Origin of the sequence: Mycolicibacterium wolinskyi str. Jessa 2025 (assembly GCF_049241375.1) — a bacterium.
Classification (GTDB): domain Bacteria; phylum Actinomycetota; class Actinomycetes; order Mycobacteriales; family Mycobacteriaceae; genus Mycobacterium; species Mycobacterium wolinskyi.
In genome coordinates, this window is sequence record NZ_CP185960.1 from 4,203,304 (window position 1) to 4,225,104 (window position 21,801).

Annotated in this window: 21 protein-coding genes; 17 read left to right on the top strand and 4 right to left on the bottom strand. The window is 64.1% G+C overall.

The genetic code is table 11. From position 1 onward, the window contains the following. Positions 1-2: 2 nt before the first annotated feature. Positions 3-1,163: an acyl-CoA dehydrogenase family protein gene (locus tag ACOI2T_RS20630; RefSeq protein ID WP_409505627.1), complete on the top strand. Its 1,161-nt coding sequence runs from the start codon at positions 3-5 to the stop codon at positions 1,161-1,163. Positions 1,164-1,240: 77 nt separating this feature from the next. Here ACOI2T_RS20630 and ACOI2T_RS20635 read toward each other — a convergent pair whose 3' ends face one another. Further along, entirely contained in the window at positions 1,241-2,254 is a 1,014-nt protein-coding gene (locus ACOI2T_RS20635; RefSeq protein WP_409505626.1) for an aldo/keto reductase, read from the bottom strand. A 32-nt stretch (positions 2,255-2,286) separates the two neighbouring features. Further along, a complete protein-coding gene (locus tag ACOI2T_RS20640; protein WP_409505625.1) occupies positions 2,287-3,240 on the bottom strand; it encodes a TauD/TfdA dioxygenase family protein in 954 nt (317 codons plus the stop codon). 544 nt (positions 3,241-3,784) lie between these two features. Here ACOI2T_RS20640 and ACOI2T_RS20645 point away from each other — a divergent pair. From ACOI2T_RS20645 to ACOI2T_RS20700, 12 genes are all read left to right on the top strand, one after another. Then, a complete protein-coding gene (locus ACOI2T_RS20645; protein WP_409505624.1) occupies positions 3,785-4,717 on the top strand; it encodes a LysR family transcriptional regulator in 933 nt (310 codons plus the stop codon). A 136-nt stretch (positions 4,718-4,853) separates the two neighbouring features. Then, positions 4,854-6,194, top strand: coding sequence for an LLM class flavin-dependent oxidoreductase (locus tag ACOI2T_RS20650; protein ID WP_409505623.1), 1,341 nt, complete (start codon positions 4,854-4,856; stop codon positions 6,192-6,194). Continuing rightward, the gene (locus ACOI2T_RS20655) at positions 6,191-7,639 is read left to right on the top strand and encodes an NAD(P)-binding domain-containing protein (RefSeq protein WP_409505622.1); all 1,449 of its coding nucleotides are present in this window, start codon (positions 6,191-6,193) and stop codon (positions 7,637-7,639) included. The genes ACOI2T_RS20650 and ACOI2T_RS20655 overlap by 4 nt, the downstream gene beginning before the upstream one ends. Next, positions 7,551-8,642: an LLM class flavin-dependent oxidoreductase gene (locus ACOI2T_RS20660; protein ID WP_409505621.1), complete on the top strand. Its 1,092-nt coding sequence runs from the start codon at positions 7,551-7,553 to the stop codon at positions 8,640-8,642. The genes ACOI2T_RS20655 and ACOI2T_RS20660 overlap by 89 nt, the downstream gene beginning before the upstream one ends. A gap of 294 nt (positions 8,643-8,936) precedes the next feature. Further along, the gene (locus tag ACOI2T_RS20665; RefSeq protein WP_409505620.1) at positions 8,937-10,046 is read left to right on the top strand and encodes an ABC transporter substrate-binding protein; all 1,110 of its coding nucleotides are present in this window, start codon (positions 8,937-8,939) and stop codon (positions 10,044-10,046) included. A 16-nt stretch (positions 10,047-10,062) separates the two neighbouring features. Next, positions 10,063-10,908: an ABC transporter ATP-binding protein gene (locus ACOI2T_RS20670; RefSeq protein WP_409505619.1), complete on the top strand. Its 846-nt coding sequence runs from the start codon at positions 10,063-10,065 to the stop codon at positions 10,906-10,908. An 88-nt stretch (positions 10,909-10,996) separates the two neighbouring features. Continuing rightward, positions 10,997-11,767: an ABC transporter permease gene (locus tag ACOI2T_RS20675; protein WP_409505618.1), complete on the top strand. Its 771-nt coding sequence runs from the start codon at positions 10,997-10,999 to the stop codon at positions 11,765-11,767. 69 nt (positions 11,768-11,836) lie between these two features. Beyond that, positions 11,837-12,547 (top strand): YcnI family copper-binding membrane protein, encoded by a 711-nt coding sequence (locus tag ACOI2T_RS20680; protein ID WP_409505617.1) that lies wholly within the window; start codon positions 11,837-11,839, stop codon positions 12,545-12,547. A 28-nt stretch (positions 12,548-12,575) separates the two neighbouring features. Beyond that, entirely contained in the window at positions 12,576-14,165 is a 1,590-nt protein-coding gene (locus ACOI2T_RS20685; protein WP_409505616.1) for a copper resistance CopC/CopD family protein, read from the top strand. 21 nt (positions 14,166-14,186) lie between these two features. Next, positions 14,187-15,116 carry a MetQ/NlpA family ABC transporter substrate-binding protein gene (locus tag ACOI2T_RS20690; RefSeq protein WP_409505615.1) on the top strand — a complete coding sequence of 310 codons (930 nt, stop codon included), beginning with the start codon at positions 14,187-14,189 and terminating at the stop codon, positions 15,114-15,116. Positions 15,117-15,145: 29 nt separating this feature from the next. Further along, on the top strand, positions 15,146-16,387 hold the full coding sequence (locus ACOI2T_RS20695; RefSeq protein ID WP_409505614.1) for an acyl-CoA dehydrogenase family protein: 1,242 nt from the start codon (positions 15,146-15,148) through the stop codon (positions 16,385-16,387). A 64-nt stretch (positions 16,388-16,451) separates the two neighbouring features. Further along, positions 16,452-17,249 (top strand): SDR family NAD(P)-dependent oxidoreductase, encoded by a 798-nt coding sequence (locus ACOI2T_RS20700; protein WP_409505613.1) that lies wholly within the window; start codon positions 16,452-16,454, stop codon positions 17,247-17,249. A gap of 33 nt (positions 17,250-17,282) precedes the next feature. Here ACOI2T_RS20700 and ACOI2T_RS20705 read toward each other — a convergent pair whose 3' ends face one another. Beyond that, complete coding sequence (locus ACOI2T_RS20705; RefSeq protein WP_085142063.1) at positions 17,283-17,579, bottom strand: DUF1330 domain-containing protein; 297 nt, start codon at positions 17,577-17,579, stop codon at positions 17,283-17,285. Then, the gene (locus ACOI2T_RS20710) at positions 17,579-17,998 is read right to left on the bottom strand and encodes a Dabb family protein (RefSeq protein WP_409505612.1); all 420 of its coding nucleotides are present in this window, start codon (positions 17,996-17,998) and stop codon (positions 17,579-17,581) included. The genes ACOI2T_RS20705 and ACOI2T_RS20710 overlap by 1 nt, the downstream gene beginning before the upstream one ends. Positions 17,999-18,081: 83 nt before the next feature. On the opposite strand from ACOI2T_RS20710, the gene ACOI2T_RS20715 reads away from it, so the two are divergent. The 4 genes from ACOI2T_RS20715 (at position 18,082) to ACOI2T_RS20730 (ending at position 21,775) form a co-directional block, all read left to right on the top strand. Next, entirely contained in the window at positions 18,082-18,804 is a 723-nt protein-coding gene (locus ACOI2T_RS20715; RefSeq protein WP_409505611.1) for a TetR/AcrR family transcriptional regulator, read from the top strand. A gap of 147 nt (positions 18,805-18,951) precedes the next feature. Next, a complete protein-coding gene (locus ACOI2T_RS20720; protein ID WP_409505610.1) occupies positions 18,952-20,070 on the top strand; it encodes an ABC transporter substrate-binding protein in 1,119 nt (372 codons plus the stop codon). A gap of 24 nt (positions 20,071-20,094) precedes the next feature. Then, positions 20,095-20,955, top strand: coding sequence for an ABC transporter ATP-binding protein (locus tag ACOI2T_RS20725; protein ID WP_409505609.1), 861 nt, complete (start codon positions 20,095-20,097; stop codon positions 20,953-20,955). Next, entirely contained in the window at positions 20,939-21,775 is an 837-nt protein-coding gene (locus ACOI2T_RS20730; protein WP_409505608.1) for an ABC transporter permease, read from the top strand. The genes ACOI2T_RS20725 and ACOI2T_RS20730 overlap by 17 nt, the downstream gene beginning before the upstream one ends. Positions 21,776-21,801 lie beyond the last annotated feature (26 nt).

Consider the following 21,801-nt stretch of genomic DNA (forward strand, 5'->3'; position numbering starts at 1 on the left):
CAATGACCGTTTTCGGCGAGATTGCCGCAGACTACCGCCGCCGTCTGAATGAGGGTGGCAACGAACCACCCGGCCTCGGGCTGAAACTCGTGCGTGAGAACCGACTGGGCGCGGTGCGCCTGGCCGCGGAGTACGGCGGCGGTGACTACACGGTGCCGCAGTTCTTCGAGTTCCTGATCTCTCTGGCCGAGGCTGATCCCGACCTGGCCCACATTCTGCGCGTGCACTTCGCGAACGTCGAAGAGCTGCAGCGTGTCCCGGTCACCGCGGCCAAGCAACGGTGGATCTCCGTGATAGCCGAGGGCCGCCTGATCGGCGGGGTGAGCTCCGAACAGAGCACACGCAGCGTCGGCGGCCAGAGCTATGACACCAAACTGATTCGGGAAGCCGGCGGTTTGCGGTTACGCGGCCGGAAGTTCTACAGCACCGGCGCTCAGTTCTCGGACTATCTTCGGGTGACGGCCGAGAACGAAGACGGTGCGCCGGTTGCGGCTGTGGTCCCCGCAGACCGCACCGGGGTCGTTCATCTCGACGATTGGGACGGCGTGGGCCAACGTCATACCGGTAGCGGGACAACCCTCTTCGAGGATGTCGCGGTGTCTGACGACGAGGTGCTGGCGCTGGGTACCAACGTGGGTGTCGACCGGGCGCGTGGTGCCCTGGTGCAGTTGTACCTGCACGCGATCGCGGCGGGGATCCTGCGCAGCGTCGCGTCCGAGGCGGCAACACTCGTACGAGAGCGGCACCGTACCTACACATTCGCGACCGCCGACGCCCCCGCGCGCGACCCGCAACTGCTCGAGATCGTCGGCGAGATCGACGCGGCCGCGTACGCCGCCGAGGCGGTGGTTCTGCGCGCCGCAACAGAACTGGCACCCGCGCTGGACGCCGCCCGGGTCAACGGAATCGACGCTGCGCTGGAGGCCAAGGCTTCGATCGCGGCCGCACGGGTCAAGGTCGCGATCGAAGAACCTGCGCTGCGCGCGGCCTCGCGGATCTTCGACGTCGGCGGGGCATCCTCAGCCCGCTCGACGGCACACCTCGACCGGCACTGGCGCAATCTGCGGACCTTGTTCTCCCACAACCCGACCGTGTACAAGGCCCGCGTCCTCGGAGATATCGCCGTGAACGGGGCGCCGCTTCCCGACAGCGGATTCTTCTGATTCGGTCGGCGCCCAGTGTGAAGAAGATGGCGGGATTTCTCGGGAATCTCGCCATCTTCTTCACGTTCGGCACGAGGTCAGGGCGCGGCCGGAGCCTCGGTGCCCAGGTGCTCGGGCCGGATGGACCGGTGGCCACCCACCCCTTCGGCAATGGTGTCGAGCCGTTCGAGATGTTCTGCGGTGAGCTCGACGCTCAAGGCGCCGATGTTCTCCCGTAAGTACTCGGCATGCCGGGTACCGGGGATGGGCACGACATCCCGTCCGCGTGACAGTACCCAGGCCAGGGCAACCTGGCTCGGTTGCACCCCGATCTCAGCCGCGACGGCGGCGACGTTGTCGGCCAGGGCACGGTTACGGTCGAACACGTCGGCACCGAACCGTGGGTGCCGGCTCTGGACGCCCTTGACGTCGGCAGTGGTACGCACCCGACCGGTCAGCCAGCCGCGCCCCAGCGGGGAGTACGGCACGATGCCGATGCCGAGTTCGCGCGCGATCGGCACGGTGTCCTTTTCGATATCCCTGGTGAACAGTGACCATTCGTTCTGGATCGCGGCAATCGGATGTACGGCGTGCGCGCGTCGCAACGTCTGCGGGCCGGGCTCCGACAATCCGATGTGGCGGATCTTCCCCGCGTCGACGAGTTCCTTGAGGGCGCCGACGGTGTCCTCGATGGGCACTTCGGGGTCCACGCGATGCTGGTAGTACAGGTCGACGTGGTCGATTCCGAGGCGGCGCAGCGAGCCCTCGATCGCGGTGCGCACATACTCCGGCCTGCCGTCGAGCGCACGGGCATCCGGGTTGGTGTCCCGGTCGAGGGCATTACCGAACTTCGTTGCGATGACGAGGGAATCCCGTCGTCCGCGGATCGCCTTGCCGAGCAGGATCTCGCTGAACTCGGGACCGTAGACGTCGGCGGTGTCGAACAGGGTCACACCGAGATCGATGGCCGTGTCGACGAGTTCTTTGGCCTGCTTCTCGTCTTCGGGGCCGGCGCCCGTGCGAAAGCTCATGAAGCCGAGCCCGATTGGCGAGACGACCGGCCCGTACGCGCCTAGTTGTCGATGGTCTGTGCTGGGTAGCGCGACTGACATTATGATCCGTTTCTCTTTGCAGGCAGGTGGATTCAGGAGCCGTGGAACGGTTCGCCGGACACCAGTTCGGATTCGCGGCCGTCGACGCCCTTGGGTATGTCCCCCTCGAGTGTCACACGGTAGAGGACGCGGTCGTAATCGAGATGGCCGGCGTCCGGAATGGCCAGGTGTGCCGTCGCCCGGTTGTCCCAGAACGCGACACTGCCAGGCGCCCAACGGAACCGCACAGTGAATTCGGTTCGGGTGGCTTCCTCCCAGAAAAGCTTGAGAATCGCCTCGCTCTGAGATGGGCTGAAGCCACGGATCTCCCGGGCACCACGCGTGAACCCGGGACTGACGAACAGGGCCCGCTCACCGGTGATGGGGTGCACCCTGACGGCGGGGTGGTATGCGACGAGGTTGGCCTCCCGGACTTTGCGGTCGCGCTGGCTGCCCGCAACCGCCCTGGTGTTGAACTGATGTTTGATGTCGAGTTTGTCGGCGAAGTCGCGCAGTTCCTTCGGCAGGTTCTCGTATGCGGCGACCAGATTGGTCCATGCCGTGTCGCCGCCGTACGGGGGCAGGATGTGGGCACGCAGGATCGAGGCCGCGGGCGGGTTCACCAGTGCCGTCACGTCGGTATGCCAGCTGTTGTCGTACGACGTACGCTTGCGGCCGAGGTGACGCTCGTAGCGACGGCTGTCGATCGGAAGGATCTCCGGAAAACCCTCCGGCGGCTCCTCTTCATGCGGATGGGCCGGGGTGACGCGGCCGAACCGCCGCGCGAACGCGACCTGTTCGGCGTGGCCGATCTCCTGGTCGCGGAAGAAGATCACCTTGTGGGTGTGGAGCGCACTCCGGATCTCCTCGACCACACTGGGCTCCAGATCGCTACGGAGATCGACCCCGCGGATCTCTGCGCCGATGTAGCCGGCAAGGGGAACGACGTCCAGGCCGGTGTCGGTGCGGGGGCTGGTTGCGGTAGCTCGTTCGGAGAGGTCGGTCATCTGGGCTGACTCCTGTGTCGAGGTGTTGTCTGGCGAGCGGCGGTCCGCCTCGCTCTGGTCAGCGTCGGTTCGGCCGTCAGCACAAACAACCGTCTTCTGCTACCGGAACGTTTCAGCGCGGCTTAACGTCGCCGCAATCCCGCAGTTGTCGAGACGCGACGTGCCTTGATGACGCTGGAATTACAACCGCTGTGATTCCTGCGGGTGCAACGGCATAAGCCCAGTTCAGGCCGCCGACCATGTAAGAGGTGGGCGTAGCGCGGCTGCGCCCGCCAATGTTTGTCTGCCATCATTTCGTCTTGTGAACTCGACGGACCTCATCACGTCACTGCACGTCGATCTCATGCGCGACTGTAGCGCGATCTGTTGTCGCTGACCCTGCTTCGGGCCCGCCCGTCACAAGCTGTGCGCGCGCCACTCTGATCGACACGCTGCCGGGCAGTTGTGTCCAGCCGCAAGTCTCGCATCAAGCTGATGAGGTTCCCATGTCAATCGCGCCGATCGCCAACCCACTCCGGGCAAAAGCCACCGCGGGGAGTGTTTGATGTTGGATCTACGCCGCATGATGCTGCTGTCCGACCTGGCTGACCTGGGTTCGGTCACCGCCGTGGCCGAGCGGCGCAACATCACGAGTTCTGCCGTTTCTCAACAACTTCGCGTGCTCGAAAAAGAGGCGGGTGCGGTCCTGTTCCGGCGCGACGGCCGAACTCTGGGGCTGACCCGTAGTGGCCAGGTGCTCGCCGAGCACGTGCGTCGTGTTCTGGTCGCGGTCGACGAAGCCATGAGCGCCGTCGCCGAAACCAGGGACAGGGTCTCCGGGCAGGTCGCGATCGCCACGTTCAACATGGGGATTCCGACACTGGCTGTTCCGCTCATGCAACGGCTCAGTGGCGAAGCGCCGGATCTACGGGTGCAGGTGCAGCAAGAGTCGAGTTCGGCCGCCATCCGCCTGCTCCGCCAAGGCGAGGTGGACGTCGCGATCACCTGCCAGTACGACTTCGTCGGTCAGGATTCACCAGGCGGTCTGAATGCCGTGCCGCTGCTGTTCGAGCCCCTCGTGCTGTTGGCGCCAACGCATACCCACTTGAGGGTTCGCAAGAACGGTCTTGCAGCACTGGCCGACGGACCATGGGTGACAGGCCCCCAGAATTCCGGCCTCGGCGCCGCGGTCATGCGGGCAGGCGAAAGCGCCGGTTTCACACCACAGGTCAAACACCGGCTGATCGGAGCGCAGAACATCTGTGACCTCGCGGCAACCGAGGTCGCGTCGGCGATCGTGCCCCGCCTGTCGGTCCCGGCGAAGTTGGCAGGTCTCATCCTGCCGGGACTGGATCTCGGCGGGCGGACCGTCAGTGCGGTGGTCCGCGCCGGGCGGCAACGTGACCCCAACATCGCGCTGATCCTGCGGACACTGCGGACGATCGCGGACGAGGCCATGCATGCACAATCCGACGAGGCACTGAGCGTCGCCTCCTGACGCCGGGTGCCACGCGGCATAGGCGCAGTTCCGCTACACCATTCTCGTAGCGAATGTTAGGAGCTTAATCAGCATCGAGTCGATAACTTGTGACCAGTCAACAGATTTCACCATATCCGGTCTGGAGGTCACCTAAATGAGCGGACGTCAGCTACACCTGAATGCGTTCCTCATGAGCACGGGCCACCACGAGGCGTCGTGGCGTCTGCCAGAGAGCGACCCGTTCGCGGCGACCACGGTCTCGCACTACGTCAAGCTGGCCACCATCGCCGAACGCGGCACCTTCGATTCGCTCTTCCTTGCCGACAGTCCGCAGCTCAACGGTGACGTCGGGCGCAGGCCGCTCGGCGTGCTCGAACCACTGACCCTGTTGACCGCGTTGGCAGGCGTCACGGAGCGGATCGGCCTCATCGCGACCGCGTCGACGTCATACAACTCGCCCTACAACCTCGCTCGTCGGCTCGCCTCGCTCGACCACGTGAGCAACGGGCGTGCCGGGTGGAACATCGTCACCACCGCGACCGTGGAAGCGGCTCGCAACTTCGGACTGAGCGAGTTGCCCGATCACGCGTCCCGGTATGCGCGGGCCGACGAGTTCGTACGGGTGACGCAAAAGCTTTGGGACAGCTGGGAAGACGATGCGATCCTCGCAGACAAATCGACAGGTCGGTGGGGTGACCAATCGAAGATCCACCCGCCCGCACACCGCGGCGAGTACTTCTCGGTCGAAGGCCCGCTGAACATTCCCCGCTCGCCCCAGGGCTATCCTCTTCTGGTCCAAGCAGGCTCGTCCGAGGACGGCAAAGGATTCGCCGCACGGTATGCCGAGGCGGTGTTCACCGCGCAGCAGACGATCGAGGAAGGCCGCGCGTTCTACGCCGATCTCAAATCCCGTACCGTCGCGGCCGGGCGCGACCCCGACACCGTCAAGATCCTGCCGGGTATCGTCCCGGTGATCGGCAGCACCGAGGGCGAGGCAGCAGCCAAAGACCGCGAGCTCGAAGAGGCGATCGTGCCCGAGTACGCGCACCGGCAACTCGCGAACACGTTGCGGATCCCGCTCGATGATCTGGAACTCGACAAACAACTGCCCGACCGGCTGCTACCCGAAGACGCGATCGAAGGCGCCAAGAGCCGTTACACGCTGGTGGTCGAGTTAGCCCGTCGGGAACACCTCACCGTGCGGCAATTGATCGGACGTCTCGGCGGGGGCCGCGGTCACCGCACATTCGTGGGCACACCCGAGCAGGTGGCCGACACGATCGAGGAGTGGTACCAGGGAGGTGCGGCCGACGGCTTCAACATCATGCCGCCGACGCTGCCGTCCGGCCTGGAATTGTTCGTCGACCATGTCGTACCGATTCTCCGGGCGCGCGGCCTTTTCCGCACCGAGTACTCCGCTTCGACGTTGCGTGGACACTACGGGCTCGCCCGGCCTTCCAATTCCCATCTACTCGCCGAGGCGGTGTCCCGATGACCACACAGGATCTGAGCATTGCGACCGCGGATATCGCGGCGAAGGAATCGTTGCGGTTACTCGGGCTCGACGGCAACAACTGGATCGCGGCGCGCGAGGACGTCGACCACGATGTGGCCATCATCGGTGGCGGACAGACCGGCATCACCACGGCTCATGCCCTGCTACGGGCCGGGGTGGCGAACGTAACCGTCATCGACGCGGGCCGACAGGAGTCAGATCTGGCCTGGCAGTCCCGTGCACGGATGCGCACGCTGCGGACGGGCAAGACCATCTCGGGTCCCGAGCTGGGCAATGCCGCACTGACGTTTCGCGCTTGGTTCGAAAGCATCTACGGGACAGCGGCTTTCGACGACATCGACCGCATCGCCACATCCGACTGGGCGGATTACCTGAGCTGGTTCCGTGAGCAGGTCGGTGTGGAGGTTCGCCGCGGCGTCCGCGTCACTGACATCGCACCCGGCGAGACGGGGTTGCGTCTGACTCTGGAGCAGGACGGCCATCGATGGACCGAAACCACCCGTAAACTGGTCCTCGCCGGAGGCGTGTCCGGCACCGGGGGTCCCTACGTCCCCGCCGAACTTCGCGACCTGCCCCCGGCGCTGTGGGCACACACCGCCGACGCGATCGACTTCGACTCACTGCGCGGCAAGAGTGTCGCCGTGCTCGGTGCTGCGGCCTCGGCCTTTGACGCCGCGGCGACGGCGTTGGAGGCGGGTGCGGGCGAGGTGCACGTGTACACCCGCCGGCCCGCTGTCGTCGTCGCCAATCTCGCCAACCGACCCAACCCGTTGGTACAGGACGTGTTCCATCTCCTCAGTGACGCCGAGCGTTGGGAGCAGCGCGTCAAGGCGGCCCGGCAGGGCGCAAACGTCCCGGAGGATTCGGTCACCCGCGCAGCAGCGTTCGACAACTACCACCTACACGTGTCGGCCGCGTGGTCATCTGCCTCCGAGCACCGCGGCCGCGTACGAGTGGACGCGGCCGACGGCGTGCGCACGTTCGACTATGTGATCGCCGGAACGGGCTACCAGCAGAACCCGTCCACACGTCCCGAACTCGCGACCATCGCGCCGCACATCGCGCTGTGGAGGGACGTCTACACACCACCGGAAGGACTCGAGAACGACATCCTCGGAGTGGCACCGTATCTGGGGCCCGGATACGAGTTCACCGAAAAGCTTCCCGGATCGGCGCCGTGGCTCGCCGACATCCATGTGTTCAGCATCGGCGCGAACGTCAGTTTCGGCCGCCCCGTCGGCGACATTCCGAGCTTGCGGATGGCGTGCCACGGCTGTCTCAGGCGATCACCAGAGACCTCGTTCTTGCCGATCTCCATGCCGCGAAGGGAGCCTGATGACGACGACCGACGGGCTCGGCCACGAATTTCTCTGGTACGTCCCGAACACCGTCGAGCCCGGGCATCGCGGCGACGACACGGTTGACGGCTGGGGAACCCTGGACTACTCGGTCGATCTCGCGCTCCGGGCCGAGCAGCACGGCTGGGCAGGCGCCTTGATCGGCACGGGATGGGGTCGGCCCGACACCTTCACCGTCGCAACCGCGATCGCGGCACGCACCACCACCTTCACCCCACTCGTGGCGATCCGGCCGGGCTACTGGCATCCCGCCCACTTCGCCAGTGCGGCGGCAACACTCGATCAGCTCAGCCGTGGTCGGCTGTTCATCAACATCGTCAGCGGCACCGACGACCTGGCGGCATACGGTGACGGCGAATTCGACAAGTCCCGTCGGTACGACCGCACCAGAGAGTTCCTACAGGTGGTTCGCCGCCTGTGGCGTGAGGAAGATGTCAGTTTCGACGGCGAGTTCTTCCGCGTCGAACATTCGACGGTGGCCCCCCGAGTATTCGGTGCCGAGCAGGGCCGCCACCCCCGTTTGTACTTCGGTGGCGCCTCGACTGCCGCTGAACACGTCGCGGTTGCCGAAGCGGACGTGCAGTTGTTCTGGGGCGAAGCCCTCGACGGGATCGCCGAGCGTATCGACCGGTTGAAGACGCTGTCGGACAAGGTCGGTCGTGAACACGCTCCGCTCGAATTCGGATTACGGGTGACCACCCTGATCCGCGACACCACCGAGCAGGCCTGGCGCGACGCCGAAGCCAAGATCGCCTCGATCGCGGGGCGGCCCGATCTACACGGCCGCAGGCAGGGTGCTGCCGTGGGGCAACAACGTCTTCTCGACCTCGCCGAACGCGGCGAGGTTCTCGACACCTGCCTCTACACCACGCCCGGCCGCTATGGCGGAGGCGGCGCCGGAACCACCTGGCTCGTCGGTTCGGCCGCCGATGTCGGTGCCGCACTGCAGCGCTACGCCGAACTCGGTGTCACCCACTTCGTCCTGTCGGATACGCCGTACATGTCCGAAGTCGGCAGGATCGGTGACCTACTACTACCGCTTCTGCGACAGCCCGCGCCTGCACACTGACGACCGGCCTGGGCCCCACGCCGACGAACTCATCACACGCGCACGGACAGAGGCGCATTTTGAATGAGTGCATCGCCGCGAGACCCTCGTTGAGAACCCTGACTCCGGCGCTGTTTCGTGACAATGGCGGATCATCTGCCGCACCGGACTCTCGGCACACTCGCAGCTCGCTCTGCACGATCACCCGATACTGAAGCTGAACTTAAGCGTTTCGGTAGCCGAAATTTCTTGTCGCCCAGCGATACCCGCTCGACCATGAATCCTACACAACCCATCAGCTCAGGGAAGGTACCCATGCTCAAGGCACAGGCCGCTTTGTACGGCCGATTCCGCCGCGGCGCCATCACGCTCATCGCTGCGACGCTGGCGGCGACCACGTTTGTGGCGTGCTCGTCGAGTGACTCCGCTGAGTCGGCGCAAGCCGAACAGGTCGTGCCGGCCGACCCGAACAACCCCGTCTACTTCAAGTGGTCCGAGGATCCGAAGGCGCCGTCACTGGTGAAGCTGGCCGACGAATTCGGACTGTGGGACAAGGCCAGTATCCGTCCAGAATATGTCGGCGCGATCGACTCGGGGCAGATACCTGCACTGCTCGGCACCGGGGACATCACATTCGCGTCCTACATGTTCAACCGATCGCTGTCGGCTGCGGCAGCTGGGGTGGATCTGAAGGTCATCGCGTCGCGCACCTACACGACCAAAGACGAGCCGCACATGGAGTACTTCACCCGCGCGGATTCCGCGATCGGACCGGACAATCTGAAGGAACTCGAGGGAAAGACCGTATCGCTGAATTCCCTCAAAGGCTGCGCTGAGTTCATTCTCAAGGACTACCTCGTCAAGAACGACGTCGATATCACCAAGGTGAAATTCCTGACGCAGTCCGAGAGCCAGATGCCGCAGTCCCTCGAGCAGGGCGAGGTGGATCTGGCGGTGATACATCCGCCACTCAACGGTGCGCTACGCACCGATTCGGCGCTCAAAGTCGCCTTCTCCGACTTCAACAACTCCGGCGAGGACGGCGGACTCGCACCGATCAGCGCCAGTGGCAAGTTCATTCGGAAATACCCAGAACAGACCAAGGAGTTCGTCGGCATCCTCGCAAAGGTGGCCAACTGGGCCAACGCCCATCCCGACGAGTACCGCGACAAAGTCGCTCAGCTGACCGGATTACCGAAAGAACAGGTCACCAAGCACTACTACGCCAACAACCTCATCCTCGACAAACAACAGACGGGATTCTGGTGGGGCCTTGCCGAGCGCGTCGGCACGCTGACGCCCGAAGAGGCGAAGCTGACGCCCGAGGACGTGGCGACCAACGAGTACAACCCGTACGCGAAGTCGCCGGCCCTGATCGAGTCGCAGGCCGACAACACCGAGGTCCTCACGGACACCGAAATCTGATCGAGTAGAGGTAGATATGGCACAGCCCGATCTTCTCGGTGATGAGGTTCGCGAGCCCGCAGTCAAGATTCAGGCCAGCGGGCTTCACAAGGAATTCGCGCACATCGGCAAGGGTTCCGGGGACACCAGAACCACCGCGACCGAGGTCCTCCGGGACTTCGACCTCGATATCCGCGAAGGCGAGTTCCTTTCGCTGCTCGGTCCGAGCGGCTGCGGGAAGTCGACATTCCTCAACATTCTCGCCGGCCTGGAGAGCTACGACGGCGGCGAGCTGCAGCTGGACGGATCCCCGGTCCGAGGGGTCAGCAAGAACGTCGGCGTAGTCTTCCAGAGCTACGCCCTGTTCCCGTGGCTGTCAGTCCAGAAGAACGTCGAGGTGGGGTTGAAGGTGCGCTCGATTCCCGCCGCCGAGCGCAAGAAGACGTCCGACCGCATCCTGAAAACCGTTGGGTTGGAGAACTTCGCCCATCACCTTCCACACCGTCTGTCCGGCGGTATGCGCCAGCGGGTTGCCATCGCGCGATCGCTGGCGTATGACCCCGAAGTCCTCGTCCTGGACGAACCGTTTGCCGCATTGGACGCCCAGACCCGCGAGTTCCTGCAGAACGAACTGTTGCGGATCTGGGAATCGGGTGCGCGCAAGAAGACAATTCTCTTCGTCACCCACTCGATCGACGAAGCGATCTTCCTCTCGGACCGCATCGCGGTGATGACCAAACGTCCGGGCGCGGTGAAGGACCTCATTGACGTGAACCTGCCGAGACCGCGTGATGACGACTCGCGCGCAAGCGCGGAATTCGGCCGGATCCGCGGGCAGGTCGCCCAAATCCTCAAGGAAGAGGTTGAAGTTGGTAACAACTGAAACTGCTGCGCCACCGGACGCAGAGTCACGGCCGCCCCGTACCGCGTCCGCCTCCGGCGCGCCGCCTCCCCCGCTGTGGAGGGCATGGTTGGCCAAGTACGACAAGTACCTCTACGGGACTGTCGGTGTCGCACTGTTCCTGTTCACCTGGTGGTTGGCAACTGTTGCCGGACTGCTGGATCCGAAGTTCCTCACGCCGCCGCAGAAGGTTTTCGAGCAGCTCGTCGAAGGCCTGTCTGCCGACGGCGATCTCCGCAAGCAGGTGTGGCCAAGCCTGCGCCGCGGCCTGTCGGGTTTCCTCATCGGGGTGGGCCTCGGCGTTGTGTCGGGCATCCTGGTCGGCTCGGTACGGTTCCTGGAGAAGGCATTCGACCCTGTTCTCCTGTTCTTTCGGAGTCTGTCCATCCTCGCCTTGTTCCCGGTATTCCTGTTGTTCTTCGGCATCGGTGAACAGTCGAAAGTCGCGATCGTCACATGGGCGGCCTTCTGGCCGGTATTCATCAGCACCGTCAACGCAGTGAAGGGCGTCGAGAATATCCTGCTCAATGCCGCACGCACGCTCGGCGCGGGGCGTGCCTACATCTTCACCCGAGTGGTGTTGCCGGCATCGGTCCCCAATATCTTCCCCGGCATCAGGCTCGCCGCGTCTTACGCATTCACCGCGTTGGTCGCCGCCGAGTACCTCGGTGCCACCGAGGGCATCGGCATCTACATCCGATCGAGTCAAGAGGGGTACCAGATCCCGGCGATGTACTCGGGGATCGTGGTGCTGGGCCTCATCGGGGTCACGCTGAACCTCATCCTCGCCGGCGTCGAAAAGCGAGTAACCGCCTGGCAACTCGGCCTCACCAACAAATAACCAGATCGGAACACCATGCCGAAGACACCGAAAACGCTTCGCCTACTTGTCGTTTGCGCACTTGTCGGCGTGGGCGCCGTCCTGTCCGCCGCTCCGGCGGCAGCACATGTCCGGGTGGACGAAGGACAACAGCCACCACAGGGTGGTTACGGCATCGTGCGGCTGATCGTGCCGAGCGAGTCGGCACAGGCGTCCACCACCGGTCTGACAGTGACCCTGCCGGACAACGTCCACCTCACCTCGGCCCGTACCTTGCCGATTCCCGGATGGAGGGCCGCCGTGGAGACCACGCCGTCGGGCGACGGACAGCGGGTATCGAGGATTACCTGGCAAGCGATCGACAAGGCAGGCGGCCTGCGGCCGTCGGAGTTCGGTGAGTTCGCCTTCTCGGCAGGACCATGGCCGGAGAATGTGGATTCCGTTGCGCTGCTGTCAGATCAGACCTACAGCGACGGCTCGGTGGTGTCGTGGAACGAGATCGCCGTCGACAATGACAGCGAACCGGAGAAACCTGCTCCTGTGGTGGCTCTGGCGCCCGCGGAAGCCGGCCACAGCCATGCGGGCGACGGGCACGGTGCCCCACCGGAATCGGCGACGAGCGCGACTTCTGCCGAGGCCGGTCCCGGCCATCACGACGCGTCGGCAGACACCACCCTGGTGGCCGCACAGTCATCCGGCCAGGAATCGTGGGCTTGGCATGCCACGTCGGTGGCGAGCCTCCTGATCGCGCTCGCCACCGCCGCCGCGTTGGTGGTCACGGCGCGCCGCACCAGGTCCTAGGAGTGTGCCGCGGGCACGTGACGGGCGTATGGGAACCGGATATCAGCATCGTTGCACCTATCGCACCGTCGTGTGGGGACTGGTGATGGTCGCGGTGGCCGTGGGTCTGTTGTGGACGGCGGGCCCTGCTTCCGCACACGCCAGCGTGGTGAGGAGCGCACCAAGTGATGGAGCACAACTGGATTCGTCCCCGCTCGTGCTGTCCTTCGACCTCAATGAACCCGTCACCCTCGTCGAAGGCTCCGTGCAAGTCATCGACGTCGACGGCACGCGGTACCCGCTGGCGTCGCCGCACCTGGAAGCCGGACACCAACGCATCGTGGTGCAGTTGCCCGAGACACTGCCCGACGGCGCATACCTGGCCACCGCACGGGTGGTGTCCCCCGACACTCACGTCGTATCCCTGTCGATCCGGTTCACGGTCGGCTCGGTGACCGAACAGGGTGACTGGTCGCAGGCCGGTCCGACATCGGCGATAAGTCGATCGGTACTGCTTCCGATCAAAATACTGGTGTATCTGGGCACCACGGGTTCGGCAGGCCTGTTGTTGGCCGCCTCTTGGGCATGGCCGGACACATTGAGGACACCGCGATTCCGGGTCGTGTACCGAGTCAGCGCCGGCCTGCTGACAGTCGGACTGATCGGCCGGTTCGCCGTGCTGGCCACCGAGCAGGCCGGGGCGCTCACCGACATCTCCTGGTCCGCGTTCTCGACGATCGCACGCACACCGTTCGGGATTGCCCTGGTACTTGCGGCCGTCCTTGCGGTGACCACGTTCGTTCGCCCACCCAGCCGCGGCCATCTGGCCCTGACTCTCGGATACCTGCAGGCCGCAACGGCTCTCATCGCGGTCACCCTCGGCGGCCACGGCGGCTCGACCAACCTGTGGCCGTTGCCGTTCATGGCCACCGTAGTACACGTGTACGCGATTGCCGTCTGGCTCGGCGGCCTGACGCTGATCTTTGTGGGGCAGAGTACTGTTCGGCAACTGAGGCAGTGGCATCGGGTGGCCGCCGGCCATGTCGTCGTGGCGCTCATCGCGGGCGCCGTCCTGACGACCCTGCAGGTGCGGCCGGTCGCTGCGTTGTTCACCACGTCTTACGGCATCGCACTTCTGGTGAAAGTCGGTCTGGTGGCAGTCACTATCGCCGTCGGCTATATCGCGTATCGCTCATTGCGCACACGGCCTGCCGGCCGCACGCCCGTCGTGTTGATCGAAACCGCACTTGCCGTCTCGATCATCGGTGCGACGTCCTTGCTCTCATCATTGACGCCGGCCCGCGACAGCTACACCAGGAACGTGGCCACGAGGCTCGACTTCGGCGAATCGGCTGTGCTGGAGGTTGATATCGACACCATCCGTCGCGGCAGTCAGGTGGTGGCGATCACCAAACCCGCCGCAGTGCCAGATGCGGAGGTCAGCGCCGAATTGTCCTCGACTCAAGCCAATGTCGCGCGATTACCAGTGGAACTCAGGGAGGGGCGCAGTGCGGACGGCACGGTGGTGTGGCGGAGCTCGGGCCTTATCGTGCCTGCCCCAGGACGGTGGAAGATGACAATCCGCTTCGACGACGGAAGCGGGCCGAAGTTGGCGTCATTCTTCTACCAGGTGTTCTAGACCCGGCCCGATGGAGAGTCAATGACATTGCTACAGGGGACTTTTCGCAAGGTTGCGGCACTCGTCGCCACGGTGTCGGTAGCCGCGGCGATCGCTGGATGCGCAGACGGTACACCGGTCACGTACTCCGAGAGCACCTCAGGTGATGTGTTACGGGTTCAGGTAGGCGGCGAGGGCTACCGCGACGTGTTGGAGTTCATCACGAATGTCAAGCTGGCGGGCGATGTCAAACTCGAATTGCTGGACGCTCCGGCTGACGCCAACGGCCAGGTCGTCGACGGCAAGGCCGATCTTGCCTTTTACCAGACCCAACCGGCCTTTCTCGGCAACCAGGAGAGCAACGGCCACAACACGCTCAGCATCGTCTCCAGGGTCGACGTCGCACCATATGCTCTCTATTCTTCGAAGTTCAAGGACCTCGAACCCACCGAGGACTGGGTGAATTCGAATCTGGTCGCCGACCAGATCACCGGAACGAGCCTGCCGCACGGTTCAGAAGTCGCGGTGCCTCAGACAAAGGCCGGCTTCGCGCGGAGTCTGTATCTGTTGCAAACGGTGGATCTCGTGAAGCTCGATCGTGGATTCGGCGGGCTGACGATCGCAGACCTGTCGGTGTCGGAGGCCAATATTCTCGAATCACAACGGCACCTGGCCATCCGGGGACTCGACTTCACCGAGTTCGCAAAGGACATATACGACAACTACGACGCCGTCGTGCTCGACCCGACCACTGCCACGTCCATCGGTCTGGTACCGGCCAGGGACGCACTGGCCATCGAGCCGGGGCCCGGCAACCCGTATGCCCGTGTCCTCGTTGCCCCGTCACGGCTGGCGGGTGACCCCCGCGTGTCGGCGCTGGCACACGCGTTGGAGAGCAAGGAGGTGGCGCAGTACCTGACGACCACGTACCACGGAAAATTCATCTCGGCCCAGGTGCCATTCGAACCCTGATGCCCATTCGACGACGAGAGAGACCATAGATGACCATCACCGCACCCGCTGTCAGTGAGAAACCCACCCAGTCACCGGTTTTCGACGAACCCGTGACCGTCGGTTCAGCCGGGCTGGAAGCGCTGCTGACTTACCTCGATGCCGGTGTCGTCGAACGTGACGAGGCGGATCGGCATCCGTTCGAGGAGTTCGAAGCCATCCGCGCGGCGCGACTCGGCGCGCTGCGGCTTCCGGCAGCGGCGGGTGGTGGAGGCGCGACGCTGACCCAGCTGTTTCAAACGGTCATCGCGCTCGGGGAGGCCGACCCCAATGTCGCCCACAGTGTGCGCAATCATTTCAATTTCACCGAGGGCCTACTGCGCCAGAACGGCGGTTCGGACAGCAGGTGGCTGGACGAAATACGAGCCGGCAAGCTGTTCGGGACATCGACGACCGAGCTCAGCGGCAAGCAGGCCGGCCGGCGCAACCGGGAGTTCGAGACCACAATCCTCGACGGCCCCGACGGTCTGCGTCTGACCGGCACGAAGTTCTACAGCACCGGCAACCTGTACGCCGATTACCTTGTCGTCAGCGCGACTGGCCCCGACGGCAATCCGGTTCGAGTGGTCGTTCCCTCCGATCGCGAAGGTGTGTCCCTCGAACGCGATTGGGACGGAATCGGTCAGCGGTTCACCGGAAGCGGTACGACCAACTACGACAACGTTTCCGTCGACCACAAGGACTTCCTCAGCCGCGGCACCCTGTACGGCGAGCTTCCGTACTCGGCGACGTTTCCCCAGCTGTATCTCACCGCTGTGATCGCCGGGATCCTGCGTCGGGTGACACGCGACGCCGCAACTCTCGTCCGTAACAAGCAGCGGACGTTTTATCACGCCGCATCTGACAATCCCGTCGATGATCCAATCCTGCAGCAGACCGTCGGCCTGTTGTCCAGCCAGGCCTTCGCGGCCGAAGCCCTGGTGACGTCGGCCGCCGATGCGCTCTCGGAGGCCTATGGCGCACACGGCACGGCCGCCGAGCCCGATCTGTCGTTGCGCGCTGCGCTGCGTGCCGCCAAGGCGAAAGTGGTCGTCGACGAAGTGGCCCTGCGTGCCGCGGGTGACCTGTTCGACGTCGGCGGCGGGACGGCCGCGCGACGGAGTTCGCACCTGGACCGGCACTGGCGAAACATCCGTACGCTCGCCGCGCACAATCCGAAGACCTATAAGGCCAGGGCCATCGGCGCCCACGAGCTGACCGGTGCAGCGCTCCCGAACGGAGCATTCTTCTGAGTATCGCGGCCGACACCTCTGACTCCCCGGTGAAAACCCAACCAACGCACAACAAGGAGAGATGATGGATTTACAGCTGACCGGCAAGCGGGCGATCATCACCGGTGGCAGCAAGGGAATCGGGCTTGCCATCGCCCATGCACTGGCGGCCGAGGGAGTCGACGTCGTACTCGCCGCACGCACCCGGGACCCCCTGGAGAAGGCCGCCGCCGAAGTCGCCGAACGCAGTGGCAGGCGGGCCATTCCGGTTGTCGCCGACACCGGCGACGACGAATCGGTCAAGGCGCTGGTGGCCCATGCCGTCGCCGAACTCGGCGGCGTGGACATTTTGGTCAACAATGCGTCCAACCAGGCAATCGGCTCGGCATTCCCCGACCTGGCAGGTACGACCGACGAGGCTTTCTGGGGCGACGTCAACGTGAAAGTCGTCGGATACCTGCGGACCGCGCGGGCAGTGGCCCCACATCTGATCGATCAGGGCTGGGGCCGGATAATCAACATCAGCGGCCTGGGCTACCGACAGACGCACTCGATCGTACGCAGCATTCGCAACGTCAGCGTCGCTGCGCTGACGAAGAACCTTGCCGACGAGCTTGGGCCGCACGGGATCAACGTCACCGTCGTACACCCGGGCCAGACCCGCACGGAGAGCAAGTCACTGGACTATCTGGCGGCCGCGGAGAAGGCTGGCCTGGCGGTCGGTGAATACGAGAAGCGCATCGCGAACAACGCGATCGGGCGGGTGGTCGAAGCGGCCGAGGTGGCTGACGTCGTTGCCTTCCTTGCTTCGCCGCGCAGCGTGAGCATCACCGGGGACGCGGTCGCCGCAGGCGGTGGCTTGCTGGGTGCGATCAACTACTGATTGGGCGGCCGCCCACGGTTTCATGACCGGGTATCAGCCTTCGGCGGCGATGAGATCCCCTTCGCCCGCGTTCTTCCGAAGCTCCAGCCACGGCCGATACTCCTCGGACTCGTAGAACTCCATCAAGCGGCTCATCGAAGGAAACTCGATGAGCGTCATATAGTCTCGGTCCCAAGGGCCCTCCAGGACACGGATTTCCCGGTGCCTGAGGCGGTAGGTGCCACCAAACGCTTCAACGATCTCCCGGACACGTTGGGCGTACTGCGCCATACCGTCCGGGTTGCCGTATCCACCGATCGGATCGATGTGAATGAGATAGGCGGAGGCCACTACTTCACCGACCGCGTTTGGTGAAGTAGTGCGATCTCGGGGATCGCACTCAGGAGCGCGAGGTACTCCGGATCACGTTGCACCCTGCGCTGATGCAGTTCGACAATCTTCGCTCTCAGATCGGCATCATCGTCGTCGGAGAGTCCGGTGCCGACCGTCTTCTGCAACAGTGGCAGCAAAGCCCGGTCCGCGGCCGCGTGGAGTGGATGGTCGAAGTAGCGTTCCAGCGCATCGAGATCGGCGAGCCCGATGCTGAAACCGTGGGTGAAACCGTCGGCAGGATCACCAAGATCCCTTCCGACGAAAGCGAACTCGACCGGCTCCGCCTCTGCCAGAGCGGCTACCGCCGCCAAAGCCCGAGATTTGTCGTTCTCGCAGACGCCGGGTTTGAAGCTGAAACGCTGGGCGCTGATGATCATACGAACTCCTTTCACCCATCACGCTAGTACACGCCGTGTACTTCTGCATCGCAGCTTCTTTATGTCACGGCTAGGATCAGCGGGTGCCGACCAGCCGACCGAAACCAGTGACACGGCGCGAGCGTCTCCGCGCCGAGACCTCCGGGGAGATCAAGACGATCGCCCTGCAACAGCTGACCCGATACGGCGCCGGTGGCATCTCACTGCGTGGGATCGCAGCCGAAATGGGCATGACTGCCCGAGCCATCTACACCTACTTCCCCACCCGCGATGACCTGATCACCGCGCTGGTCGATGACATCACCACCGACCTGGCGCACACGCTTGAGAGCGCCCGGGACAGTCAGCGGAGCGGCGGCTCGCGGCTCGTTGCTTGGGGTATTGCCCTGCGTAAGTGGGCAACGACCCATCCCGCCGAGTTCCGACTCATCTACGGCGACCCTGTTCCCGGCTACGTACCGCCACTCGACGGGCCAGGAGTGCGAGCGGCTCGACGCATCTGCGGTGGGCTCAACCGTCTGGTCGCAGAAGAGGTTTCGCCCGCACACCCGGACCTGTCCAGGACCGCGAGGTGGTCCCAGTTCCCGCCCGACTATGTGGCGAAGGTGCGCGCCGAGATACCCGACGCCTCGCCGGCGCTGGCCGCGCTCACCTTGCGAGTGTGGGGCCGCATCCACGGGCTGATCACCCTCGAGGTGTACGGGCACTTGCGCGCGGTGTGCAACGATCCGGCTGCCATCCAGCGCGCTGACCTCGCCGAGCTTGTCCGAGACCTTCGCGGAAACGGTTCGCCTGGCAGCGCTTGATATCCGGCTCATCGCCGGCGGTTCGGCCGGCACAGCTGCGCTCACGCTGAATAAATCCGTAGCTGGCAATTGCCGGGAAGTTTAGCGTCGCAATTGCATTGGCCGCATAGTCCCGATCAGCGGTCACAGTACAGCGGAGGTGCGCGCGTGATATCCGGAATCAAGCGCCTATTCAGCAAATCGGCGATCGCGCTGGGGGCAGCTGCCCTTGTCCCCCCTGTGCTGCTGTCCGGCTGCAGCGGTAAGAATGACGACGGCGTGGTGAAGTTCCGATTCGCCAAATCGACAACCGAACTGTCGCTGGTCCGAATAGCCGACGAGTTGGGGTATTTCGAGAACGCCGGTGTCCGCCCGGAATACGTCGGGCCCGCGACCGCGGTTCCCGCCGTGCAATTGCTCGATCAGAACGCCATCGATATCGCGACCGGCATGTTCAACAACGACATCGACGGCAAGGTGAAGGGCTTCAAGTTCACCGCGATCGCATCGAGCATGCTCGATCTCCCCGACGAGCCTCATATGGCCTACTTCACCAAAGCCGGCTCGGACATCACGAAAAGTAATCTGAAAGCCATCGAGGGCAAGACCATTGGCCTATCGGACTTCAACAGCTGCACCGACCTGGTGATCAAGCGCTACTTGAAGAAGAACGGCGTCGACCTCGGCAAGGTCAAATTCCTGCAACTCAAGAACGAACTCATCGCCCCGGCGATCGAACGCGGTGAAGTCGACCTCGGTGTGTTCCACCCACCGTTGGTCGGAGTTCTGCTGAGCCAGCCCGACAAGTTCACCCAGGCTTTCACCTCCTTTGATGACTGGGGGCCGCTGGGCGGCCAGGCCCCATATGTCGCGAGCAACGCGTGGCTGCAGAAGCACCCCGAGGCCGCTCGTGAGCTCGTCGGCATCATCGCTAAGACGGCTAACTGGGCCAACGCCCATCCCAAGGAATCCGCCGAGATCGCAGGCAAGACAACCGGATACCCCGTCGAACAAACCACCAACTGGCACTACGCGCCCAACGCGCTTCTCGACAAGGCCAGCCTGCAGTTGTGGTGGGATCTCGTCGAAGAAGTGGGCGAACCACTGCCGGGATCGGAAAAGCTGAAGCCCGAAGACATCGCGACCAACGCGTTCAACCCCTATGCGAAGTCCGCCGACCTGCTGGAGACGCAGGACCACAACACCACAATCCTCGACCAGGAGCAGAACAACGGGGTCTTCAAGACACACCTGGTCGACATCTCGGGGCTCGAAGACCAGAAGTGATCCCTTCTAGGAAAGTCACCTGACATGACCCAGCACGTTCTCACCAAACCGGGTACCGAACCGAATGCCCCGCAGCCGGTCGACACGACCTGGAAGATCGAAGCCAAGCGAATCACCAAGCGCTACCCGAAACTTCGTTCGGGCCCGGCCGCGGAACGCACCACTGTGCTCGACGGGTTCGACCTCAAGATCAAGGGCGGTGAATTCGTCTCACTGCTCGGGCCGAGCGGCTGCGGCAAATCCACGTTCCTCAACATCCTGGCCGGCCTGGATACCTATAACAGGGGCACAGTCCTCATCGACGGCAAGAAGGTCGATGGCGTCAACAAGACCGTCGGTGTCGTGTTTCAGGGGTATGGGTTATTCCCTTGGCTGACAGCGCAAAAGAACGTCGAAGCCGGCCTGAGGATACGCGGGGTACCGAAGGTAGAACGCCGCGAACGGGCCGCCACCGTATTACGAACCGTGGGTCTGGAAGCCGCCGCGAACCGGCTCCCCCATCAACTCTCCGGCGGCATGCGCCAACGCGTCGCGATCGCGCGTGTGCTCGCCTACGAGCCCGAAATCCTCGTGTTCGACGAGCCGTTCGCGGCGTTGGATGCGCAGACCCGCGAATTCCTACAAGACGAGTTACTACGCATATGGGAGGGCGGCGAGACGAAGAAGACCATCCTGTTCGTCACCCACTCGATCGACGAAGCCATCTTCCTATCCGACCGGATCGCGGTCATGACGCAGGCCCCGGGCAAGGTGAAAACGTTGGTGGACATCGACCTACCTCGTCCGCGCGACAGCGATGTACGCAATTCGGAGGACTTCGCGCATATCCGGGCGCGTGTGTCGCGGATCCTGGAAGAGGAGGTGCGAATTGGCAGCGGTTCTTGACGAGGCGAGCACCCAGGATGACCAGGACGACGCCAAGACGCCCAATCCGTGGCTGACCAAGTACGGCAGGTTCATCGGCGGCGCAATCGGGCTGGCGGCGTTCCTGTTCGTCTGGTGGCTGGTCGTTGCGACCGGCTATGTCAGCGACATGTACCTGGCGACGCCGCAGGACACGGTCAAGGCCTTCGTCGACGGACTTGTAGACGGCACGCTGAGCTCAGAGATCTTGCCCAGCGTGCAACGCGCCTTGACCGGATTCACGATCGCACTGGTTGCGGGCATCGGGCTCGGCATCGTCGTGGGTTCGTTCAAGTTCTTTCAGACGCTCGCCGAACCGGTCCTGTTGTTCTTCAGGAATCTCTCACTTCTGGCGTTGCTGCCGGTGTTCGTCGTATTCCTCGGAATCGGCGAGGAATCCAAGATCGCCATCGTCGTCTGGGCGTGCTTCTGGCCGATCTTCGTCAACGCTGTCGGCGCGGTCGGTGGCGTGGAACGGCAACTCTTGAACTCGGCCCGAGCGCTCGGTGCGGGACGGTGGTACACCTTCGTTCACGTGATCCTGCCCGCCGCGGTCCCGGCGATCTTCCCGGGCATCCGACTGGCGTCGGCCAATGCCTTCACGGCCCTTGTCGCCGCCGAACTCGTCGGCGGAGCGCAGGGCATCGGCATATATATCAACAACGCCGCGCTGCGGTATCAGACACCGCAGATGTACGCCGGGATCCTCGCCCTCGGCTTGATCGGGGTGCTTGTCAACGCCGTGATGACCGGCGTCGAATGGCGAGTCACCGGCTGGCAGCGGGGATTGACGAACAAGTGACGCGAGCTGTCCACATTCGGCACTTC